Source organism: Pseudomonas cistanchae (assembly GCF_054483635.1).
On the sequence record NZ_JBTLWN010000005.1, the window covers coordinates 195,806 to 210,870 of the forward strand.

17 protein-coding genes are annotated in these 15,065 nt (G+C 62.9%); 1 reads left to right on the forward strand and 16 read right to left on the reverse strand.

The genetic code is table 11. From position 1 onward, the window contains the following. Positions 1-146: 146 nt before the first annotated feature. The 13 genes from phnP to phnC form a co-directional block, all read right to left on the reverse strand. Complete coding sequence (gene phnP, locus ACX0MV_RS15300; protein WP_458983377.1) at positions 147-911, reverse strand: phosphonate metabolism protein PhnP; 765 nt, start codon at positions 909-911, stop codon at positions 147-149. Then, positions 902-1,543: a phosphonate metabolism protein/1,5-bisphosphokinase (PRPP-forming) PhnN gene (gene phnN, locus ACX0MV_RS15305; protein ID WP_458983378.1), complete on the reverse strand. Its 642-nt coding sequence runs from the start codon at positions 1,541-1,543 to the stop codon at positions 902-904. The genes phnP and phnN overlap by 10 nt, the downstream gene beginning before the upstream one ends. Then, positions 1,543-2,688 (reverse strand): alpha-D-ribose 1-methylphosphonate 5-triphosphate diphosphatase, encoded by a 1,146-nt coding sequence (locus ACX0MV_RS15310; RefSeq protein WP_458983379.1) that lies wholly within the window; start codon positions 2,686-2,688, stop codon positions 1,543-1,545. Before ACX0MV_RS15310 ends, phnN begins: the two co-directional genes overlap by 1 nt. Next, complete coding sequence (gene phnL, locus ACX0MV_RS15315) at positions 2,678-3,397, reverse strand: phosphonate C-P lyase system protein PhnL (protein WP_458983380.1); 720 nt, start codon at positions 3,395-3,397, stop codon at positions 2,678-2,680. Before phnL ends, ACX0MV_RS15310 begins: the two co-directional genes overlap by 11 nt. A gap of 133 nt (positions 3,398-3,530) precedes the next feature. Continuing rightward, positions 3,531-4,340: a phosphonate C-P lyase system protein PhnK gene (phnK, locus tag ACX0MV_RS15320; protein ID WP_458983381.1), complete on the reverse strand. Its 810-nt coding sequence runs from the start codon at positions 4,338-4,340 to the stop codon at positions 3,531-3,533. Then, positions 4,337-5,266 carry an alpha-D-ribose 1-methylphosphonate 5-phosphate C-P-lyase PhnJ gene (locus ACX0MV_RS15325; RefSeq protein ID WP_458983568.1) on the reverse strand — a complete coding sequence of 310 codons (930 nt, stop codon included), beginning with the start codon at positions 5,264-5,266 and terminating at the stop codon, positions 4,337-4,339. Before ACX0MV_RS15325 ends, phnK begins: the two co-directional genes overlap by 4 nt. A 41-nt stretch (positions 5,267-5,307) precedes the next feature. Further along, a complete protein-coding gene (locus ACX0MV_RS15330) occupies positions 5,308-6,399 on the reverse strand; it encodes a carbon-phosphorus lyase complex subunit (protein ID WP_458983382.1) in 1,092 nt (363 codons plus the stop codon). Further along, positions 6,399-7,019 (reverse strand): phosphonate C-P lyase system protein PhnH, encoded by a 621-nt coding sequence (phnH, locus tag ACX0MV_RS15335; RefSeq protein WP_458983383.1) that lies wholly within the window; start codon positions 7,017-7,019, stop codon positions 6,399-6,401. The genes ACX0MV_RS15330 and phnH overlap by 1 nt, the downstream gene beginning before the upstream one ends. Then, a complete protein-coding gene (phnG, locus tag ACX0MV_RS15340) occupies positions 7,019-7,492 on the reverse strand; it encodes a phosphonate C-P lyase system protein PhnG (RefSeq protein ID WP_458983569.1) in 474 nt (157 codons plus the stop codon). The genes phnH and phnG overlap by 1 nt, the downstream gene beginning before the upstream one ends. A 29-nt stretch (positions 7,493-7,521) precedes the next feature. Further along, positions 7,522-8,256 (reverse strand): phosphonate metabolism transcriptional regulator PhnF, encoded by a 735-nt coding sequence (phnF, locus tag ACX0MV_RS15345; RefSeq protein ID WP_458983384.1) that lies wholly within the window; start codon positions 8,254-8,256, stop codon positions 7,522-7,524. Positions 8,257-8,288: 32 nt separating this feature from the next. Next, on the reverse strand, positions 8,289-9,083 hold the full coding sequence (phnE, locus tag ACX0MV_RS15350) for a phosphonate ABC transporter, permease protein PhnE (protein ID WP_458983385.1): 795 nt from the start codon (positions 9,081-9,083) through the stop codon (positions 8,289-8,291). Positions 9,084-9,089: 6 nt separating this feature from the next. Beyond that, the gene (phnD, locus tag ACX0MV_RS15355; RefSeq protein WP_458983386.1) at positions 9,090-10,094 is read right to left on the reverse strand and encodes a phosphonate ABC transporter substrate-binding protein; all 1,005 of its coding nucleotides are present in this window, start codon (positions 10,092-10,094) and stop codon (positions 9,090-9,092) included. A 56-nt stretch (positions 10,095-10,150) separates the two neighbouring features. Then, the gene (gene phnC / locus ACX0MV_RS15360; RefSeq protein ID WP_458983387.1) at positions 10,151-10,987 is read right to left on the reverse strand and encodes a phosphonate ABC transporter ATP-binding protein; all 837 of its coding nucleotides are present in this window, start codon (positions 10,985-10,987) and stop codon (positions 10,151-10,153) included. 384 nt (positions 10,988-11,371) lie between these two features. On the opposite strand from phnC, the gene ACX0MV_RS15365 reads away from it, so the two are divergent. Next, entirely contained in the window at positions 11,372-11,698 is a 327-nt protein-coding gene (locus tag ACX0MV_RS15365) for an Arc family DNA-binding protein (protein ID WP_458983388.1), read from the forward strand. An 89-nt stretch (positions 11,699-11,787) separates the two neighbouring features. On the opposite strand, the gene ACX0MV_RS15370 is transcribed toward ACX0MV_RS15365, so the two are convergent. The 3 genes from ACX0MV_RS15370 to ACX0MV_RS15380 are packed head-to-tail and all read right to left on the reverse strand — an operon-like array spanning position 11,788 to position 14,987. Further along, complete coding sequence (locus ACX0MV_RS15370) at positions 11,788-12,924, reverse strand: sodium ion-translocating decarboxylase subunit beta (RefSeq protein ID WP_458983389.1); 1,137 nt, start codon at positions 12,922-12,924, stop codon at positions 11,788-11,790. Positions 12,925-12,934: 10 nt separating this feature from the next. Beyond that, positions 12,935-14,710, reverse strand: coding sequence for a sodium-extruding oxaloacetate decarboxylase subunit alpha (gene oadA, locus ACX0MV_RS15375; protein ID WP_458983390.1), 1,776 nt, complete (start codon positions 14,708-14,710; stop codon positions 12,935-12,937). A gap of 25 nt (positions 14,711-14,735) precedes the next feature. Beyond that, positions 14,736-14,987, reverse strand: coding sequence for an OadG family protein (locus ACX0MV_RS15380; protein WP_458983391.1), 252 nt, complete (start codon positions 14,985-14,987; stop codon positions 14,736-14,738). Between the last annotated feature and the right edge of the window lie 78 nt (positions 14,988-15,065).

The following is a 15,065-nucleotide window of genomic DNA, read 5'->3' on the forward strand; positions in this document are numbered from 1 at the left end:
GTAATCCAACTGCGGTAACGCAGCGTCGCGTAATCCAAGTCGCATGGCGCCCGGCAAGCGCAGTACGCGGCTAACCCACCCTACGAACTGCAAATCGCGGCTAAAGCGCAGCGCCGCCCGGCACCTCCCACAGATATGTGGCGAACTCATACCACTCGCCCATCAAAGGCCAGGCTAACCCCCGCTGGCAACGCATCAGGATGCTCCAGCAGCCAGGCGTCGAAGCTGTGGCCGATATGGGTCAGCACGGTTTCCCTTGGCTGCAGATGCTCGACCACCTCCAGCGCACGGGTCAGGTCGTTGTGGTTGCGCGGGGCAATGGGTTGCGGTGCGGTGGAGCAGTCCAGCACCAGCACATCCAGCGGCTGTTGTCGCAGCACCTCGGCACTGGCGTCCGGCACGCCGAGGGTATCGGTGAGGTAGGCGATACGCCGCACTTTCCCCTCAAGTCCCTGCCCTTCGAACAGGTATCCAACGGTCGGCCTCGAGTGATTCAGCGGCAAGGCGGTGACGATCAGCTCGCCCAGTTCACGGCGCTCGAATGGCTGGAACGGTCGGGAAAAATCGAGAATGCCAGGATGCTTGTAGAGGTCGGCAAAGCCTTCCGGATCGTCCGGCCCGTGCACCGGTATCACCAGGCCCTGGCCCCAGCGCAGGTGCAATAGACCCTGAGCATGGTCGGCATGGTAATGGGTTTGCAGAATGCCGCTCAGGCGATGGGGTGGGAAACGCTCGCACAGATCGGTCAGGCCCGAGTCGATCAGCCAGCGCTGCGCGCCGCATTCAATCAGCGCACAACACGGCCCACGGCGCCGCACTGGACTCCCCCGCGCGCTGGCGCAGGCCGGGCAGTCGCAGTTATACACCGGCACCTGGCGCGCATCGCCGGTGCCGAGCAGGGTCAGGCGCATGCGCGCGTATCGCTAAGCAGTTGCAGCAGCTGGGTGACAGTCTGGTCGAGTGGGCCGGAGTTATTTAGCAGGTATTGCGAGTCGACCTCTCCCCTCACCCCAGCCCTCTCGGCTTGAGCATCCTGCGTCGCCCTACCTCCTGCATCCCTGCAGTCGTCCCCAGAGGGTAGAGGGAGCGGTTGCAGTTCGCGGCTGCGCGCCAGGCGGGCCTCGATCTGCTCGGCGCTTTCCCGGCCGCGCGCCTGCAAGCGCTGGCGCAGGGCTGCTTCATCCACCTGCAGCAGAATCGCCAGCAGCTCGGGATAACGCTGCCGGGCCTGGGCCAGATGCCCGCGCGAGCCGTTGACCAGCACATCCTGCCCCGCCGCCAGCCAGTCATCGATCTGCGATGGGATGCCATAGGCCAGGCCGTTGGCGCGCCAGCTCAGGGCAAAGGCGCCAGCGGCTTCCTGCTGGTCGAACTCGGCAGTCGACACGCCGATGGCGTCCTCGCCCACCGCCTCGGCCGAGCGAGTGATGACCCGGCGGGCGATCAGGCAACCACGTTCGGCCAGGCGCGCGCGCGCTGCATTCAGCAGGCTGTCCTTGCCCGAGCCAGAAGGCCCCATCAGATAGATCAACCTGCCGCCCATCAGAACACCCTTTTTGCTTGTCGCCAGACCTGCCGGATGACCGCCTGGCCTTCGTGAACCCGCGCCTGCAGCAGATCGGCCCGCAAGCCGACCCGGATCTCGCCGCGGTCATTCAGCCCGGCTGCCTGCGCAGGCACCTGGCTGACCGTCGCAATTGCCCGAGGCAGATCATAGCCGTTGTCCTGCCCGGCAAGCAGTAGCGCGGCCTGCAACAGGCTGGCTGGATAATAGTCGCTGGAGAGGATATCCAGCACGCCGTGGCGGGCCAGTTCCGCGGCAGCGATATTGCCCGAGTGGGAACCGCCGCGGACGATGTTCGGCGCCCCCATCAGCACTTTCAGGCCTGCTGCGTGGCTGGCCTTGGCGGCTTCCAGGGTGGTCGGAAATTCGGCGATCGACATACCGAAACCCGCCGATTCCTGCACGTGGGCCAGGGTCGCGTCGTCGTGGCTGGCCAGGGCCAACCCGCGGCTGTGACAGTCCTCGACAATCGCGCGACGATGACGGTCGCTGAACGCCTGCGAATTCGCCACCTGCTCAGTGATGAACGCCTCCATCTCGGCAGGACTGAGGTGGTACTTGCCCATGTAGTACTCGCGGTACTTCGCTTCGTTGGCGAACTGGCGCTGGCCCGGCGAGTGGTCCATCACCGACACCAGTTGCACCAGCGGGTGTTCGACCAGGTCGCGGAACACGCTGAGGGTGTCCGGGTGGCACAGTTCGCAGCGCAGGTGCAGGCGATGCTCGGCACGGGTGTGGCCTGCCGCTTCGGCCGAGGCGATGGCATCGAGCATCGCCGGCAACTGTTGCATGCGCTTGCCGCGCGGGTTGACGTCGCCGATGGCGAGGGCATCGAACACCGTGGTGATGCCAGCTGCGACGATCTGCGCGTCGTGGGTCAGCACCGCCGACGCCGACGGCCAATCCACCCCAGGCCGTGGGCTCATGTGCTTTTCCAGGTTATCGGTGTGCAGCTCGATCAGGCCCGGCATCAGGTAATCGCCACCCATGTCGACCGCCTGCGGCACGCGGCTGTGGCCCTCCTCCACGTCGCTGAACACGCCATCGCGCAGCACCAGGGTGCCGATAAATTCACGTTCCGCGGTGACCACGCGGGCGTTGGTCAGAATCTGTTCAGCTGGCATAGATGTATTCCTGCTTGGCTGACGCCTCGGGCGTCATGTCGAGGTAACGGTCGGCAATCGCTTCGCGGGCCGCGCGGTCGTGGAAGATGCCGATCAAGGCGGCACCCGCGGCCTTGGCTTCATTGATCAGTTCCAGCACGACCTGGCGGTTGCTGTCGTCGAGCGAGGCCGTCGGTTCGTCCAGCAGCATCAGCGGCCAGGGAACCATGAAGCCGCGGGCGATATTCACCCGCTGCTGCTCACCGCCGGAGAAGGTGCCCGGCGCCAGTTGCCACAGCGCGGCCGGGATATTCAGACGGGTCAGCAGGCGCTTGGCCCGCGCTTCGGCGTCGGCCTTGCTCCAACCCCGGGCCAAGGCCGGTTCCATCACCACATCCAGAGTCGCCACCCGCGGAATCACCCGCAAGAACTGGCTGACGTAGCCCAGGGTTTGCCGGCGCACCTCCAACACCTGCCGCGGCTCGGCGCCGACCAGCTCGACCCATTCGCCGTTGTGCCACACGCGAATGCTGCCGCCAGCGGCCAGGTAATTGCCGTGTAGGGTGCGCAGCAGTGTCGACTTACCGGCCCCGGACTGGCCATGCAGCACTAGGCACTCGCCCGCGCGCACGATGAAACTCAGCTCGCGCAGTACGTTAAGCACCACGCCGTGCTGCTGATGCAGGGTGAAGGTCTTGCTGAGGCCGGAGACCTCGATAAGCGTATTCATATAAACCTCGAGCTTCGTGCGAACGGATGTGATCCGGCGCGAGAGTCCTTTCATAGGGTGGATGGCGCTTTATCCATCCACCGATGGCGGCATCGTTGGTGGATGAAAAGAGCGTCATCCACCCTACCCAGCGTCAGGGTTGCAGTACCGACGACACCAGCAACTGCGAATAGGGATGCTGCGGGTCATCGAGAATCTGATCGGTCAGGCCGGCCTCGACCACGTGGGAGCGGCGCATCACCATCAGCCGGTCGGCGAGCAGGCGCGCCACCGCCAAGTCGTGGGTAACGATCACCACCGCCAGGTCCAGCTCGCGCACCAGGCCACGCAGCAGGTCGAGCAGGCGCGCCTGCACCGACACATCGAGGCCGCCGGTGGGTTCATCCATGAACACCAGGCGCGGGCTGGAGACCAGGTTGCGGGCGATCTGCAGGCGTTGCTGCATGCCGCCGGAAAAGGTGCGCGGCAAGTCGTCGATCCGCAGCGGGTCGATCTCTACCTGTTTGAGCCAGTCGATGCCGGCGGCGCGCAACTCGCCGTAATGACGCACGCCCTGGGCCATCAGCCGCTCGCCGATATTCGCGCCGGCCGACACGCCCATGCGCAGACCGTCACGCGGGTTCTGCTCGACAAAGCCCCACTCGGTACGCAACAGGGTGCGCCGCTGGGCTTCGCTGGCGCTGTACAGATCGGCCCAGTTGCCGTCCTGGCCACGGTAGGCAACCGTGCCGCGATCGGGCGGGCAGCGCCCGGACAACAGGCTGAGCAGGGTCGACTTGCCCGAGCCGGACTCGCCGACGATGCCCAGCACCTCACCCGGATAAAGGTCGAACGACACGCCCTGGCAGCCTTTTTCCGGGCCGTACAGACGGGTCAGGTCACGCACGGAAAACAGCGGCTGGGCCGGCTCGCTGCGCACCTGCAGTTGTTCGGCGGCATTCATTGCACGGTCTCCGATTGGCCCACGTCGCGGCGCTGCATGCAGTAGTCGGTGTCGGAGCAGACGAAGCGCTTGCTACCGGCGTCGTCGACGATCAGCTCGTCGAGGTAGGAGTCGTGGCTGCCACAGAACGCGCAGTTGTGCTCCCAGCGCTGCACTTCGAACGGGTGGTCGGCGAAATCCAGGCTCACCACCCGGGTGAACGGCGGTACCGCGTACAGGCGCTTTTCGCGGCCGGCGCCGAACAGCATCAGCGCCGGGCTCATGTTCAGCTTGGGGTTGTCGAATTTGGGGATGGGCGACGGGTCCATCACGTAGCGTGCGTCCACCGTCACCGGGTAGGCGTAGCTGGTGGCGATATGGCCGAAGGTGGCGATGTCCTCGTACAGCTTGACGTGCATCACGCCGTAATCCTCCAGCGCGTGCATGGTGCGGGTTTCGGTTTCCGCGGGCTCGATAAAGCGCAGCGGCTCCGGAATCGGCACCTGATAGACCATGATCTGATTGTTGGTCAGTGGCGTTTCCGGGATGCGGTGGCGGGTCTGTATCACCGTCGCTTCGGGGGTGCGGGTGGTGGTCTTGACCCCGGCCGTGCGGGCGAAGAAACGGCGGATCGACACCGCGTTGGTGGTGTCGTCCGCACCCTGGTCGATCACCTTGAGCACATCGTCGCTGCCGAGGATCGCCGCGGTCAGCTGCATGCCGCCGGTACCCCAGCCATACGGCAGCGGCATTTCGCGGCCACCGAACGGCACCTGATAACCGGGAATCGCCACGGCCTTGAGCAGGCCACGGCGGATCATGCGTTTGGTCTGTTCGTCCAGATAGGCAAAGTTGTACCCCGCCTCGCCGGCTGCTGCGCCCGCAGGACTCGCGGGCGGGCGGTGCTCGGCATCCTCATGTACAACGCCAGCGCTCCGGCCGCCCATGACTGCAGCAGGCTCGCTACGCGTGTAGATTTCATTGGCATTCATGCGCGTTGCTCCTTAGCGGCGTGCTGCTCAGGCTCCTGCTTGCGCAGCTTGCGGATCAGCTCCAGCTCGGATTGGAAGTCGACGTAATGCGGCAGCTTCAGGTGCGAGACGAAGCCGCCCGCCTCGACGTTGTCGCAGTGCATCAGCACGAACTCTTCCTGCTGCGCCGGGCCCTGCACTTCTTCGGCGTACTCAGCGGCGCGCAGGGCGCGATCAACCAGGGCCATGCCCATGGCCTTGCGCTCGGCATAGCCGAAGGCCAGGCCATAGCCACGGGTGAACTGCGGGTCGACGCCTTTGCCGCCGACGAACTGGTTGACCATTTCGCATTCGGTGACTTCGATATCGCCAAGCGGCACGGCAAAACCCAGCTCTTCGGGCTCCAGCCACACCTCGACCTCGCCGATGCGAATCTCTCCGGCGAATGGGTGGTTACGACCGTATCCACGCTGGGTGGAATACCCCAGTGCGAGGAGAAATCCCTCGTCACCGCGGGCCAGGGCCTGCAAGCGCTCGGCGCGTTTGGCCGGGAAGTCCAGCGGCTCGCGGGTGATGTCCGGCACGGCCGCACCCTGGTCCTGCTCACGGGCCATCAGGCCTTCATCGGCGAGCAAATCCAGCACCCGCGGGCACTCGCTCGGCGGCGCGTCGGCCACTGTCGTCGGCCCCGGGTATTCGCCGTCGGCTAGCAGGGCGAAGTCGAGCAGGCGGTGGGTGTAATCGAAGGTCGGCCCGAGCAACTGGCCGCCCGGCAGGTCCTTGAAGGTGGCCGAGATGCGCCGGCTCAACTGCATCTGGCTGGTGTCCAGCGGCACACTGGCGGCGAAGCGCGGCAACGTGGTGCGGTAGGCACGCAACAGTAAGATCGCTTCCATCAGATCGCCCGCGGCCTGCTTGATGGCCAGCGCGGCAAGCTGCGTGTCGTAGAGCGAGCCTTCGCTCATCACCCGCGCTACGGCCAGCGGCATCTGCTGGCGCACCTGCTCGACGCTCAGCTCCGGGATGGCGGTATCGCCACGGCGCTTTTTTGCGAGCAGCACATGGGCATTGTCGATGGCGCGCTCGCCACCTTTGACGGCTACGTACATCAGGCGGCCTCCTCTGCATTTTGGGTATCGTCCAGCACCCGGGTGCTGCGCGGCAGGCCGAGCACCTGTTCGCCAGCTGCGAAGAATGCATCCAGACCACGGGGAAACGCGCTGCGCGCACTGCGCTCGCGCCAGAATTCGGCCGTCAGCGGCAGGTCGACGTCGCGCACGGTTTCAATGCCCGGACCGCGCCAGTGCAGCAACGGGCCACCGTCGAGTGCGTCAAGCTGAATCAGCAGCGTGCAGGACTGATCCGGGTAGCGTTCGCTGCCGTTGTCGAAGCCGGACAGGTCGCTCAGCTGCGCCGCATCCAGCAGGGCGAACAGCGCCTGCTCGCGCTCGATGACGATCGGGCAGCCGCAGTGGAACGACAGGTTGGCGCGGATCGCCGGCGTGTCGAAGCGCGGTGCCAGCCACAGCGGGGTATCACCATCGAGAAAGGCCAGGCACAGGGCGTAGGTCGCCGGGTGCATGGCATCCAGTGCCAGGGCGCGGTCCAGCGTGCGCACCAGGCCCGGTTCAGCCAACGCCTTGAGGGCGGCACGAAAGCTGGTCTGTGCATCCAGCACCGGGTCGTTGAAGGCCGGTTGCAGCCATTGCGAGCTGTTTGCAGCATCCATCAGTCTTCTCCTCTGACCAGGGTGAAGAATTCAACCTGGGTGGTTGCGGTTTCTGCGGCAGCGGCGGCGCGGCGCTCGCGTTGGGCATCGGCCAGTGGGCCGATCAGGCGGTTAAGCCAGTGCTGCTGTTGCGCGCCCTGCAGGTGCGCATCGGCCAGCGCGGCCAGCTCGGCGTGTTGTTTGTCGCGACCGGCCACGTAGCTGTAACCGGTGCGACCATCGGCCAGGCGCACCACGCAGCGGGTGACGCTCATCTCGCCCAGGTTGAAGGCCGCGCCGGTGCCGCCCATGCGTCCGCGCACCAGGGTCATGCCGACCTCAGGGGCGCGGATCAGACGGTAGTCGGCGTCCTTCAACTGCGGCTCGAATGCCCGCAGCTGCTCGCCGGCGCGGGCCAGTACGCCCATCCAGCGCTGGCGCGAAGCGAGTTGCGGATCACTGCTGAGGGGGCTGCCCTGGGTGCTGCAATTCATGGCGCGGTGGTGCATGACGACATCCTCCATCAAGGCGCGATCTGGTACTGGAAACGGTCGGCACGGCTGGTCGACAGCGACAGCTCTACCGGCCGACCGGCCAGATCGCGGGAAAGGGTGAGCACCGTGAGCAAGGGTGCGTGTTTGGGCATCAGCAGACGCGCCGCTTCTTCGCGGCTGGGCAAGCGCGCGCCGATCAAGCTGAAGGTGCGGGTCAGCGGTACGTCGCGCTCGGCCAGATAGCGACGTAGCGATCCGCCTTGGTAGTCCGCGAGCAAGGCGGCACGGCTGGCGCAGAAGCGGTGGCGGATCAGGCTGAGTGGCTGCTCCTCGATCAAGCGTAAGGTGCACAGCTCGAGCACCTCCGCATCGGGAGCGAGTTCCAGGTAGCGGCTTTCCTCACGGCTGGCGGCATGGCGGCTGCGCTCAAGCAACTGCGCATCAACCTGGTGCCCGAGTGCCGACAACGAATCGCTGTAGGCGCTGCCGGCCTGCATGGGATAAACCAGCGGCTTGGCCAATACCTGCGTGCCCTTGCCCTGCTGTCGCAACAGGCGCCCTTCCAGCACCAGCTCGTCCACGGCGCGGCGCAGCGTATGACGGTTGACCGCATAGCGCGCCGCCAGCTGCACTTCGCCAGGCAGGTAATCGCCAGCGGCAAACTGCTCCAGCTCCTTGCGCAGCACGCCGGCCAACTCCAGGTAGAGCGGCTGCTGGCTGAGGCTGTCGCGGCAACGCGCGCCATCTTGTCTAGACAAGTTCATGCCGGAAAAAAGGCACGCAGGCGCCCCCTCGTTCAGATAAATTGCTTACGCAAGCGCTGCGACAGAATGTCGAGCAGGCTCACCACCAGAATGATCACGATCAACAGCGCGCCGGTCTGGGCGAACTGGAAACCCCGAATCGCTTCCCAAAGAATCACTCCGATACCGCCCGCGCCGACCATGCCGACCACCGTCGCCGAGCGCACGTTGGATTCGAAGCGGTACAGCGCGTAGGAAATCCACAGCGGCAGCACCTGCGGAATGACCCCGTAGATCACTTCCTGCAGGGCGCTGGCACCGGTGGCGCGCACGCCCTCGACGGGCCCTGGATCGATGGCTTCCACCGCTTCGGCAAACAGCTTGGCGAGCACTCCGGTGGTACCGATGAACAGCGCCAGTACGCCGGCGAACGGCCCCAGCCCAACGGCCACCACGAACAGCATGGCGAAGACCATTTCGTTGATCGAACGACAGGCATCCATCACCCGTCGGATCGGCTGATACACCCACCAGGGCGCGATGTTCTCGGAGCAGAGAATGCCCAGCGGAACCGCGCAGATGATCGCCAGCACCGTGCCCCACAGGGCGATCTGCACGGTCACGATCATCTCTTTCAGGTAGAGCTTCCAGTTGCTGAAGTCCGGTGGAAAGAAATCGGCGGCAAAGGTCGCCATGTTCCCCGAGTCGCGGATCAGCCCGAGCGGATTCATCTCGGCGCCCTGCCAGGACCAGGCCAGCACGGCCAGTACCAGGCCCCAGCCGATCAGCTGGGTCCAGGAGCGCTTGCCGGTGGCTGCCGAAGTGGCGGTAGTCGCTAAGGTCGTCATAACGGCTTAGCCGGCACTGGTCGGCGTTTGCTGTTGCAGCTTCGCCATGCGCTGTTCCAGATCGGCCAGTTCGGCATCGATTGCCTTGAGCTGCGCCTGCTTGTCGTTGTCGGAAAGCGAACTGTTGGCGGCGACTTCCGAGCGTTTCTTGAACAACTCGAGCTGGCGAATCGGCAGCAGCTGGTCGTCGCTGGAGGCTTTGAACTTGGTCCACTGCAGGTTATTCAGCACATCCATTTCGCCCGGCTGGTCGCCGTAGCTCATGAAAAAGGAGCGCAGCTTCTGCTTGGTGGCGTTGTCGAGGTTCTTGCGCCAGACCATCGGGTCGGAGGGGATCAGCGGCGAGGTCCAGATCACTTTCAGCTGCGCCGCCTTGTCCGGTGCGGTGACCTGCAAGCGCTCCATGCTCTCGCTGTTGAAGGTGCCGACATCGACCTGCTTGTTGGCCACCGACAGCGCATTGACTTCATGGCTGCCATTCAACGAACGCTTGAAGATCGCGTTGGCGTCGACGTTGTTCTTGGCGAACACGTAATAGCCGGGCACCAGATAGCCTGAGGTCGAGTTCGGGTCGCCATTGGCAAAGGTCAGGCTCTTGGCGTTTTTCAGCATGCTGTCGATCGAATCGATCTGGCTGTCCTTGTGCGCCACGATGTGGCTGTAATAACCCTGCGAGCCGTTGGCCGCGACCGTCTGGGCAAAGACTTCGCCGCCTGCACGGTCCACCGCTTCCATGGCCGACTTGTTGCCGTACCAGGCGATATCGACCTTGTCGAAACGCATGCCCTGGATGATCCCGGCGTAATCAGGGGCGAAGAAGGCATTGATCTTCAAGCCAGTCCGCTCGCTCATATCAGCCAGGAAGGGGTCCCACATGGTGCGCAGGTTCTGCGACGACTCGGTGGAGATGATGCCGAAGTTGATTTCCTGCTCGTCGGCATGGGCAGTACCGAGAACGGTACCGGCCAGTAATGCCGATGCAGCAACAAGCTGACTGATGCGTTTGAACATGCAATGCACTCCTATGCGGGTTGGCTATTGGGCTATTCGAGGGTGGGCGATCGCGTTCAGGCCTTGGCCAGACTTAACGGCGCCTTGGCGATGCGCGGCCGGCTGCGTTTGCCGGCTGGCAATGCGTCCGCTTCCAGCTCGGCGCCATACAGGTCGTCGAGAAAGCGCGGGTGCAGATCGGCGGCTGGACCATCGAAGTGAATCCGCCCCGCCTTGAGCGCCACGACGCGTTGGCAATAGCGCATGGCGTAATCGACTTGATGAAGGGTGACGACCACCGTGGTGCCGTCTTCGCGGTTGATATCGGCGAGTATCTGCATGACCTTGCGCGCCGATTCGGGATCGAGCGACGCGATCGGCTCATCGGCCAGGATGACCTTGGCCCGCTGGGTCAGCGCTCGCGCGATCGCCACGCGCTGCTGCTGGCCACCCGACAAGGTCGAGGCGCGTTGCTGCGCCAGGTCGGCCAAGCCGACACGCGCCAGCGCCTGCAGGGCACGTTGTTTTTCGTCGTTGTTGAACAGGCCCAGCGTCCCGCGTAAGCGCGGCATGCGCCCCAGGGACCCGAGCAGGACGTTTTGCAGTACGCTGAGGCGTCCGACCAAATTGAACTGCTGGAAGATGTAGCCGATGTCGGCACGCAGCCGCCGCACGTCACGGTTGAGCTGGCCGCTGGTTTGCATTTCCTGGCTGAGTACGCGAACGCAGCCGCCTTCTCGACGGTCGCAACGGGCCAGACCGGCCACATGACGCAGCAAGGTGGATTTACCCGAACCTGATGCGCCGATCAGCGCGACCATTTCGCCCGACTCGACCGACAAGGCCAGATCGAACAGCGCCTGCTTCTGGCCGAACGTCTTGTTCAGCCGCTCCACCTGGATAACTGCACCCATGGAAAGTACCTCCTGTAGTTGCGGTTACACCACAGCGCTGCGGCTTTCTGGTGTAGACCAACTCAAGGTAGGTACTGGCCATGTCAGCCCAGTGAAGATGGCGTGACGCTTCGGTGACAAATGCCTTTATTTTTGAGGCAGCGGCTCTAAAATGCACCTTTGTGGGGAATGACTCGCATTTCTGACAATCGGTGCTGGCAGAAAGCCTGCACTCGATGCAATATCGACATGTATTTGGCGTCAAAGAAATGTTCTTTGTGGGCAAAACCCGCATTGAAACGAATTGCGATTCTGACGGAACGGCCAGTGCTAATGTTGGTCAAAACGGTGTCCTTCAAGTAGCTCATTGCCAGTATCGCCTTCCTGAACTAACCGGTTTATTGTGTGCGCCCTATGAAACAAGCTCTCTACTCCAGCCGTACGGCTGACAAGTTCGTCGTTCGCCTACCTGATGGTATGCGTGAGCGTATTGCTGATGTCGCACGTAATCATCATCGCAGCATGAACTCGGAAATCATCGCCCGTCTTGAGCAGAGCATGCTCCAAGAAGGCAGCCTTGGTGATGACCTGAACATGCGCCTGGACAGCCCTGATCTGTCCCTGCATGAGCGCGAGCTGCTTCAGCGTTTTCGCCAACTGTCTCGTCGCCAGCAAAATGCCCTCGTGGCACTTATTGCTCACGACGCCGAGATGGCTGCCGAAGAAGCTTAAAACGACGCAAGCATGAAAACCGGCTCTTGGCCGGTTTTTTTGTTCGTAAAAAACCGCCTCGTTAGGCGGTTTTTTATTTACGGCTGCGGTTAGCCGACAAAATTGAGCAATACCCCCGCCGCCACCGCTGAGCCGATTACGCCAGCGACGTTGGGTCCCATGGCATGCATCAGCAGGAAGTTCTGCGGGTTGGCTTCCAGCCCTACCTTGTTGGAAACGCGCGCGGCCATCGGCACTGCCGATACCCCGGCCGAGCCGATCAGCGGGTTCACCTTGTTGCTGCTGAAGACATTCATCAGCTTGGCCATCAACACCCCGGCTGCGGTGCCCGCGCAGAACGCCAACATGCCCAACACCAGAATACCCAGGGTCTTCAACTGCAGGAAGGAATCGGCAGACAATTTCGAGCCTACGGTCAGCCCCAGGAAAATGGTAACGATGTTGATCAGCGCGTTGCGCGAGGTATCGGCCAGGCGCTCGACTACTCCACTTTCACGCAGCAGGTTGCCGAAGGCGAACATGCCCACCAGCGGCGCGGCGTCTGGTAGAAACATGCCAACCAGCAGGCAGAGTGCAATCGGAAAAATGATCTTCTCGACCTGCCCGACCGGACGCAGTTGCTGCATGACGATGGCGCGCTCTTCCTTGGTCGTCAGCGCACGCATGATCGGTGGCTGAATCAGCGGCACCAGCGCCATGTAGGCATAAGCGGCCACAGCGATAGGCCCCAGCAGATGCGGCGCCAGTTTGGTGGTCACGAAAATGGAGGTCGGGCCGTCCGCGCCGCCAATAATGGCGATCGAGGCTGCCTCCTTCATCGTGAACTCCAAGCCTGGAATACCGAGTGAGGTGAGGGCCAACGCCCCCAATAGCGTGCCGAAGATGCCGAACTGCGCGGCGGCACCCAGCAGCAGCGTCTTCGGGTTGGCCAGCATCGGGCCGAAATCGGTCATGGCGCCGACGCCCAGGAAGATCAACAGTGGGAACACGCTGGTCGGCAAGCCAACCTGATAAATCATGTGCAGAAAGCCTGCGCCTTCAGCCATGTTCGCCACGGGAATGTTGGAGAGCAAGCCGCCGAACCCGATGGGGATCAGCAACAGCGGCTCGAAGCCTTTCTTGACCGCCAGGTAGATCAGCAACATGCAGATCGCGATCATGAAAATCTGGCCGGGCTCGATGTGGTAGAGGCCCGTGCTCTGCCAGAGTTTGAGGAGCTTTTCCATAGCGCGCCCCTTAGCCGATGACCAGCAAGCTGTCGCCCACCGCCACCGCATCGCCCACCTTGACGTTGACCGCACCGACGGTGCCTGCCTTGAACGCACGAATTTCCGTTTCCATCTTCATGGCCTCAAGAATGATCACCAGCTGACCCTCCTCGACGAGCTGCCCGGCCTGCACCATGACCTTGAAGATGTTACCGGCCAACGGCGCGTTCTGCGCCTCGCCAGCACCAGCCGTCACGCCAGCCGCCGAAGAAGCAGCCGAGCCAGCGCCGACGGGTTTCATACCGGTGATATCGCCACCCTCGTTGACCTGCACCACAAAGGTTTTGCCGCTCACCTCTATGGTATAAACCTCAGGGGTGCCGGGGTCGGCAATGGTTCGCTCCTTTCCGGTTGGGACAGGCTCGAACGCCCCCGAATTGCCGCGGTTTTCCAGAAACTTCAGACCGATCTGCGGAAACAACGCGTAGGTCAGCACATCGTCTATTTCATCTTTCGCCAGTTGGATGCCCTTCTCCTTGGCGATGCCCTTGAGTTCCGCGGTCAGCTTGTCCATTTCCGCGTCCAGCAAATCGGCCGGACGACAGGTTACTGGCTCGGCTCCAGCCAGCACGCGGGCCTGCAGCTGTGCGTTGAATGGCGCAGGCGCAGCACCGTACTCGCCCTTGAGGATGCCGGCGGTCTCCTTGGTGATGGATTTGTAACGTTCCCCGGTCAGCACGTTGATCACCGCCTGGGTGCCAACAATCTGCGAAGTCGGCGTCACCAGCGGGATAAAGCCGAGGTCTTCGCGTACCCGTGGAATTTCCGCCAGCACCTGATCGAACTTGTCCTGAGCGCCCTGTTCCTTCAGCTGGCTTTCCATATTGGTGAGCATGCCACCGGGCACTTGGGCAACTAGAATGCGCGAGTCGACACCTTTGAGATTGCCCTCGAATTTCGCGTATTTCTTGCGTACTTCACGGAAGTAGGCGGCGATCTCTTCGAGCAATTCAAGATTCAGCCCTGTGTCGCGCTCGGTGCCTTGGAACATGGCCACCACCGATTCGGTTGGCGAATGCCCATAAGTCATTGATAGAGAAGAAATAGCCGTGTCGACGTTATCAATACCGGCCTCCACCGCCTTGAGTATGGCGACAGACGACAGCCCTGCCGTGGCATGGCACTGCATGTGAACCGGAATGGCCAGACTTGCCTTGAGCCGCGAGACCAGCTCGAAAGCGGTATAGGGGGTAAGAATGCCGGCCATGTCCTTAATGGCAATCGAATCGGCGCCCATGTACTCGATTTCCTTGGCCAGATCCACCCACATTTCGAGGGTATGAACTGGGCTGGTCGTGTAGGAAATCGTGCCCTGGGCATGTTTGCCCTGTTGCTTGACCGCCCGCAGCGCCGTTTGCAGATTGCGCGGGTCGTTCATCGCATCGAACACGCGGAACACATCGACACCATTGACTGCGGCGCGCTCGACGAACTTCTCCACGACATCATCGGCGTAATGCCGATAACCCAGCAGATTCTGGCCGCGCAGCAGCATCTGCTGGCGCGTATTGGGCATGGCTTTTTTAAGCTCGCGGATGCGTTCCCATGGGTCTTCGCCAAGGTAGCGGATGCAGGCATCGAAAGTCGCGCCGCCCCAGGACTCGACCGACCAGAAACCCACCTGATCAAGCTTGGGCGCAATCGGCAACATATCCTCGAGGCGCACCCGGGTGGCCAGAATCGACTGATGGGCATCACGCAGCACTACATCGGTAATTCCGAGCGCTGTTTTTACAGTTGTCATACAGGTGCTCCCTTTCGAACCTGACTCAACCGCAGCGAGCGCGGTGCTGGTGAATGGCGGATTGGATGGCGGCGAGCACCTCAGCACTGGGCTCGCCAACGGCGGCCGCAGGCTTGGGCGTCTGCGCAACAGGAATTGGCGTTTTCGAAGCGAACGAGTCGATCACCCGCGACATAACGCGAATCACCAACACCAAGAGAAGAAGGAAGGTAAAGACGAAGCCCATGCCGAACAGCATGAGTTCCACACCCTCGAGCAATAGTTCACTGGGGGTCATGATGGAGCTCCCTTAGGTGTGGCTTAGGCCACATCATTATTGATCTTTTGTTCTATCGAGGAGCGCCCAGGGCCAGCC

Bases quoted from the DNA above. Each gene is read 5' to 3' on its own strand.
- phnP (WP_458983377.1), bottom strand. From the start codon at position 911: ATGCGCCTGACCCTGCTCGGCACCGGCGATGCGCGCCAGGTGCCGGTG.
- phnN (WP_458983378.1), bottom strand. From the start codon at position 1,543: ATGGGCGGCAGGTTGATCTATCTGATGGGGCCTTCTGGCTCGGGCAAG.
- ACX0MV_RS15310 (WP_458983379.1), bottom strand. From the start codon at position 2,688: ATGCCAGCTGAACAGATTCTGACCAACGCCCGCGTGGTCACCGCGGAA.
- phnL (WP_458983380.1), bottom strand. From the start codon at position 3,397: ATGAATACGCTTATCGAGGTCTCCGGCCTCAGCAAGACCTTCACCCTG.
- phnK (WP_458983381.1), bottom strand. From the start codon at position 4,340: ATGAATGCCGCCGAACAACTGCAGGTGCGCAGCGAGCCGGCCCAGCCG.
- ACX0MV_RS15325 (WP_458983568.1), bottom strand. From the start codon at position 5,266: ATGGGCGGCCGGAGCGCTGGCGTTGTACATGAGGATGCCGAGCACCGC.
- ACX0MV_RS15330 (WP_458983382.1), bottom strand. From the start codon at position 6,399: ATGTACGTAGCCGTCAAAGGTGGCGAGCGCGCCATCGACAATGCCCAT.
- phnH (WP_458983383.1), bottom strand. From the start codon at position 7,019: ATGGATGCTGCAAACAGCTCGCAATGGCTGCAACCGGCCTTCAACGAC.
- phnG (WP_458983569.1), bottom strand. From the start codon at position 7,492: ATGAATTGCAGCACCCAGGGCAGCCCCCTCAGCAGTGATCCGCAACTC.
- phnF (WP_458983384.1), bottom strand. From the start codon at position 8,256: ATGAACTTGTCTAGACAAGATGGCGCGCGTTGCCGCGACAGCCTCAGC.
- phnE (WP_458983385.1), bottom strand. From the start codon at position 9,083: ATGACGACCTTAGCGACTACCGCCACTTCGGCAGCCACCGGCAAGCGC.
- phnD (WP_458983386.1), bottom strand. From the start codon at position 10,094: ATGTTCAAACGCATCAGTCAGCTTGTTGCTGCATCGGCATTACTGGCC.
- phnC (WP_458983387.1), bottom strand. From the start codon at position 10,987: ATGGGTGCAGTTATCCAGGTGGAGCGGCTGAACAAGACGTTCGGCCAG.
- ACX0MV_RS15370 (WP_458983389.1), bottom strand. From the start codon at position 12,924: ATGGAAAAGCTCCTCAAACTCTGGCAGAGCACGGGCCTCTACCACATC.
- oadA (WP_458983390.1), bottom strand. From the start codon at position 14,710: ATGACAACTGTAAAAACAGCGCTCGGAATTACCGATGTAGTGCTGCGT.
- ACX0MV_RS15380 (WP_458983391.1), bottom strand. From the start codon at position 14,987: ATGACCCCCAGTGAACTATTGCTCGAGGGTGTGGAACTCATGCTGTTC.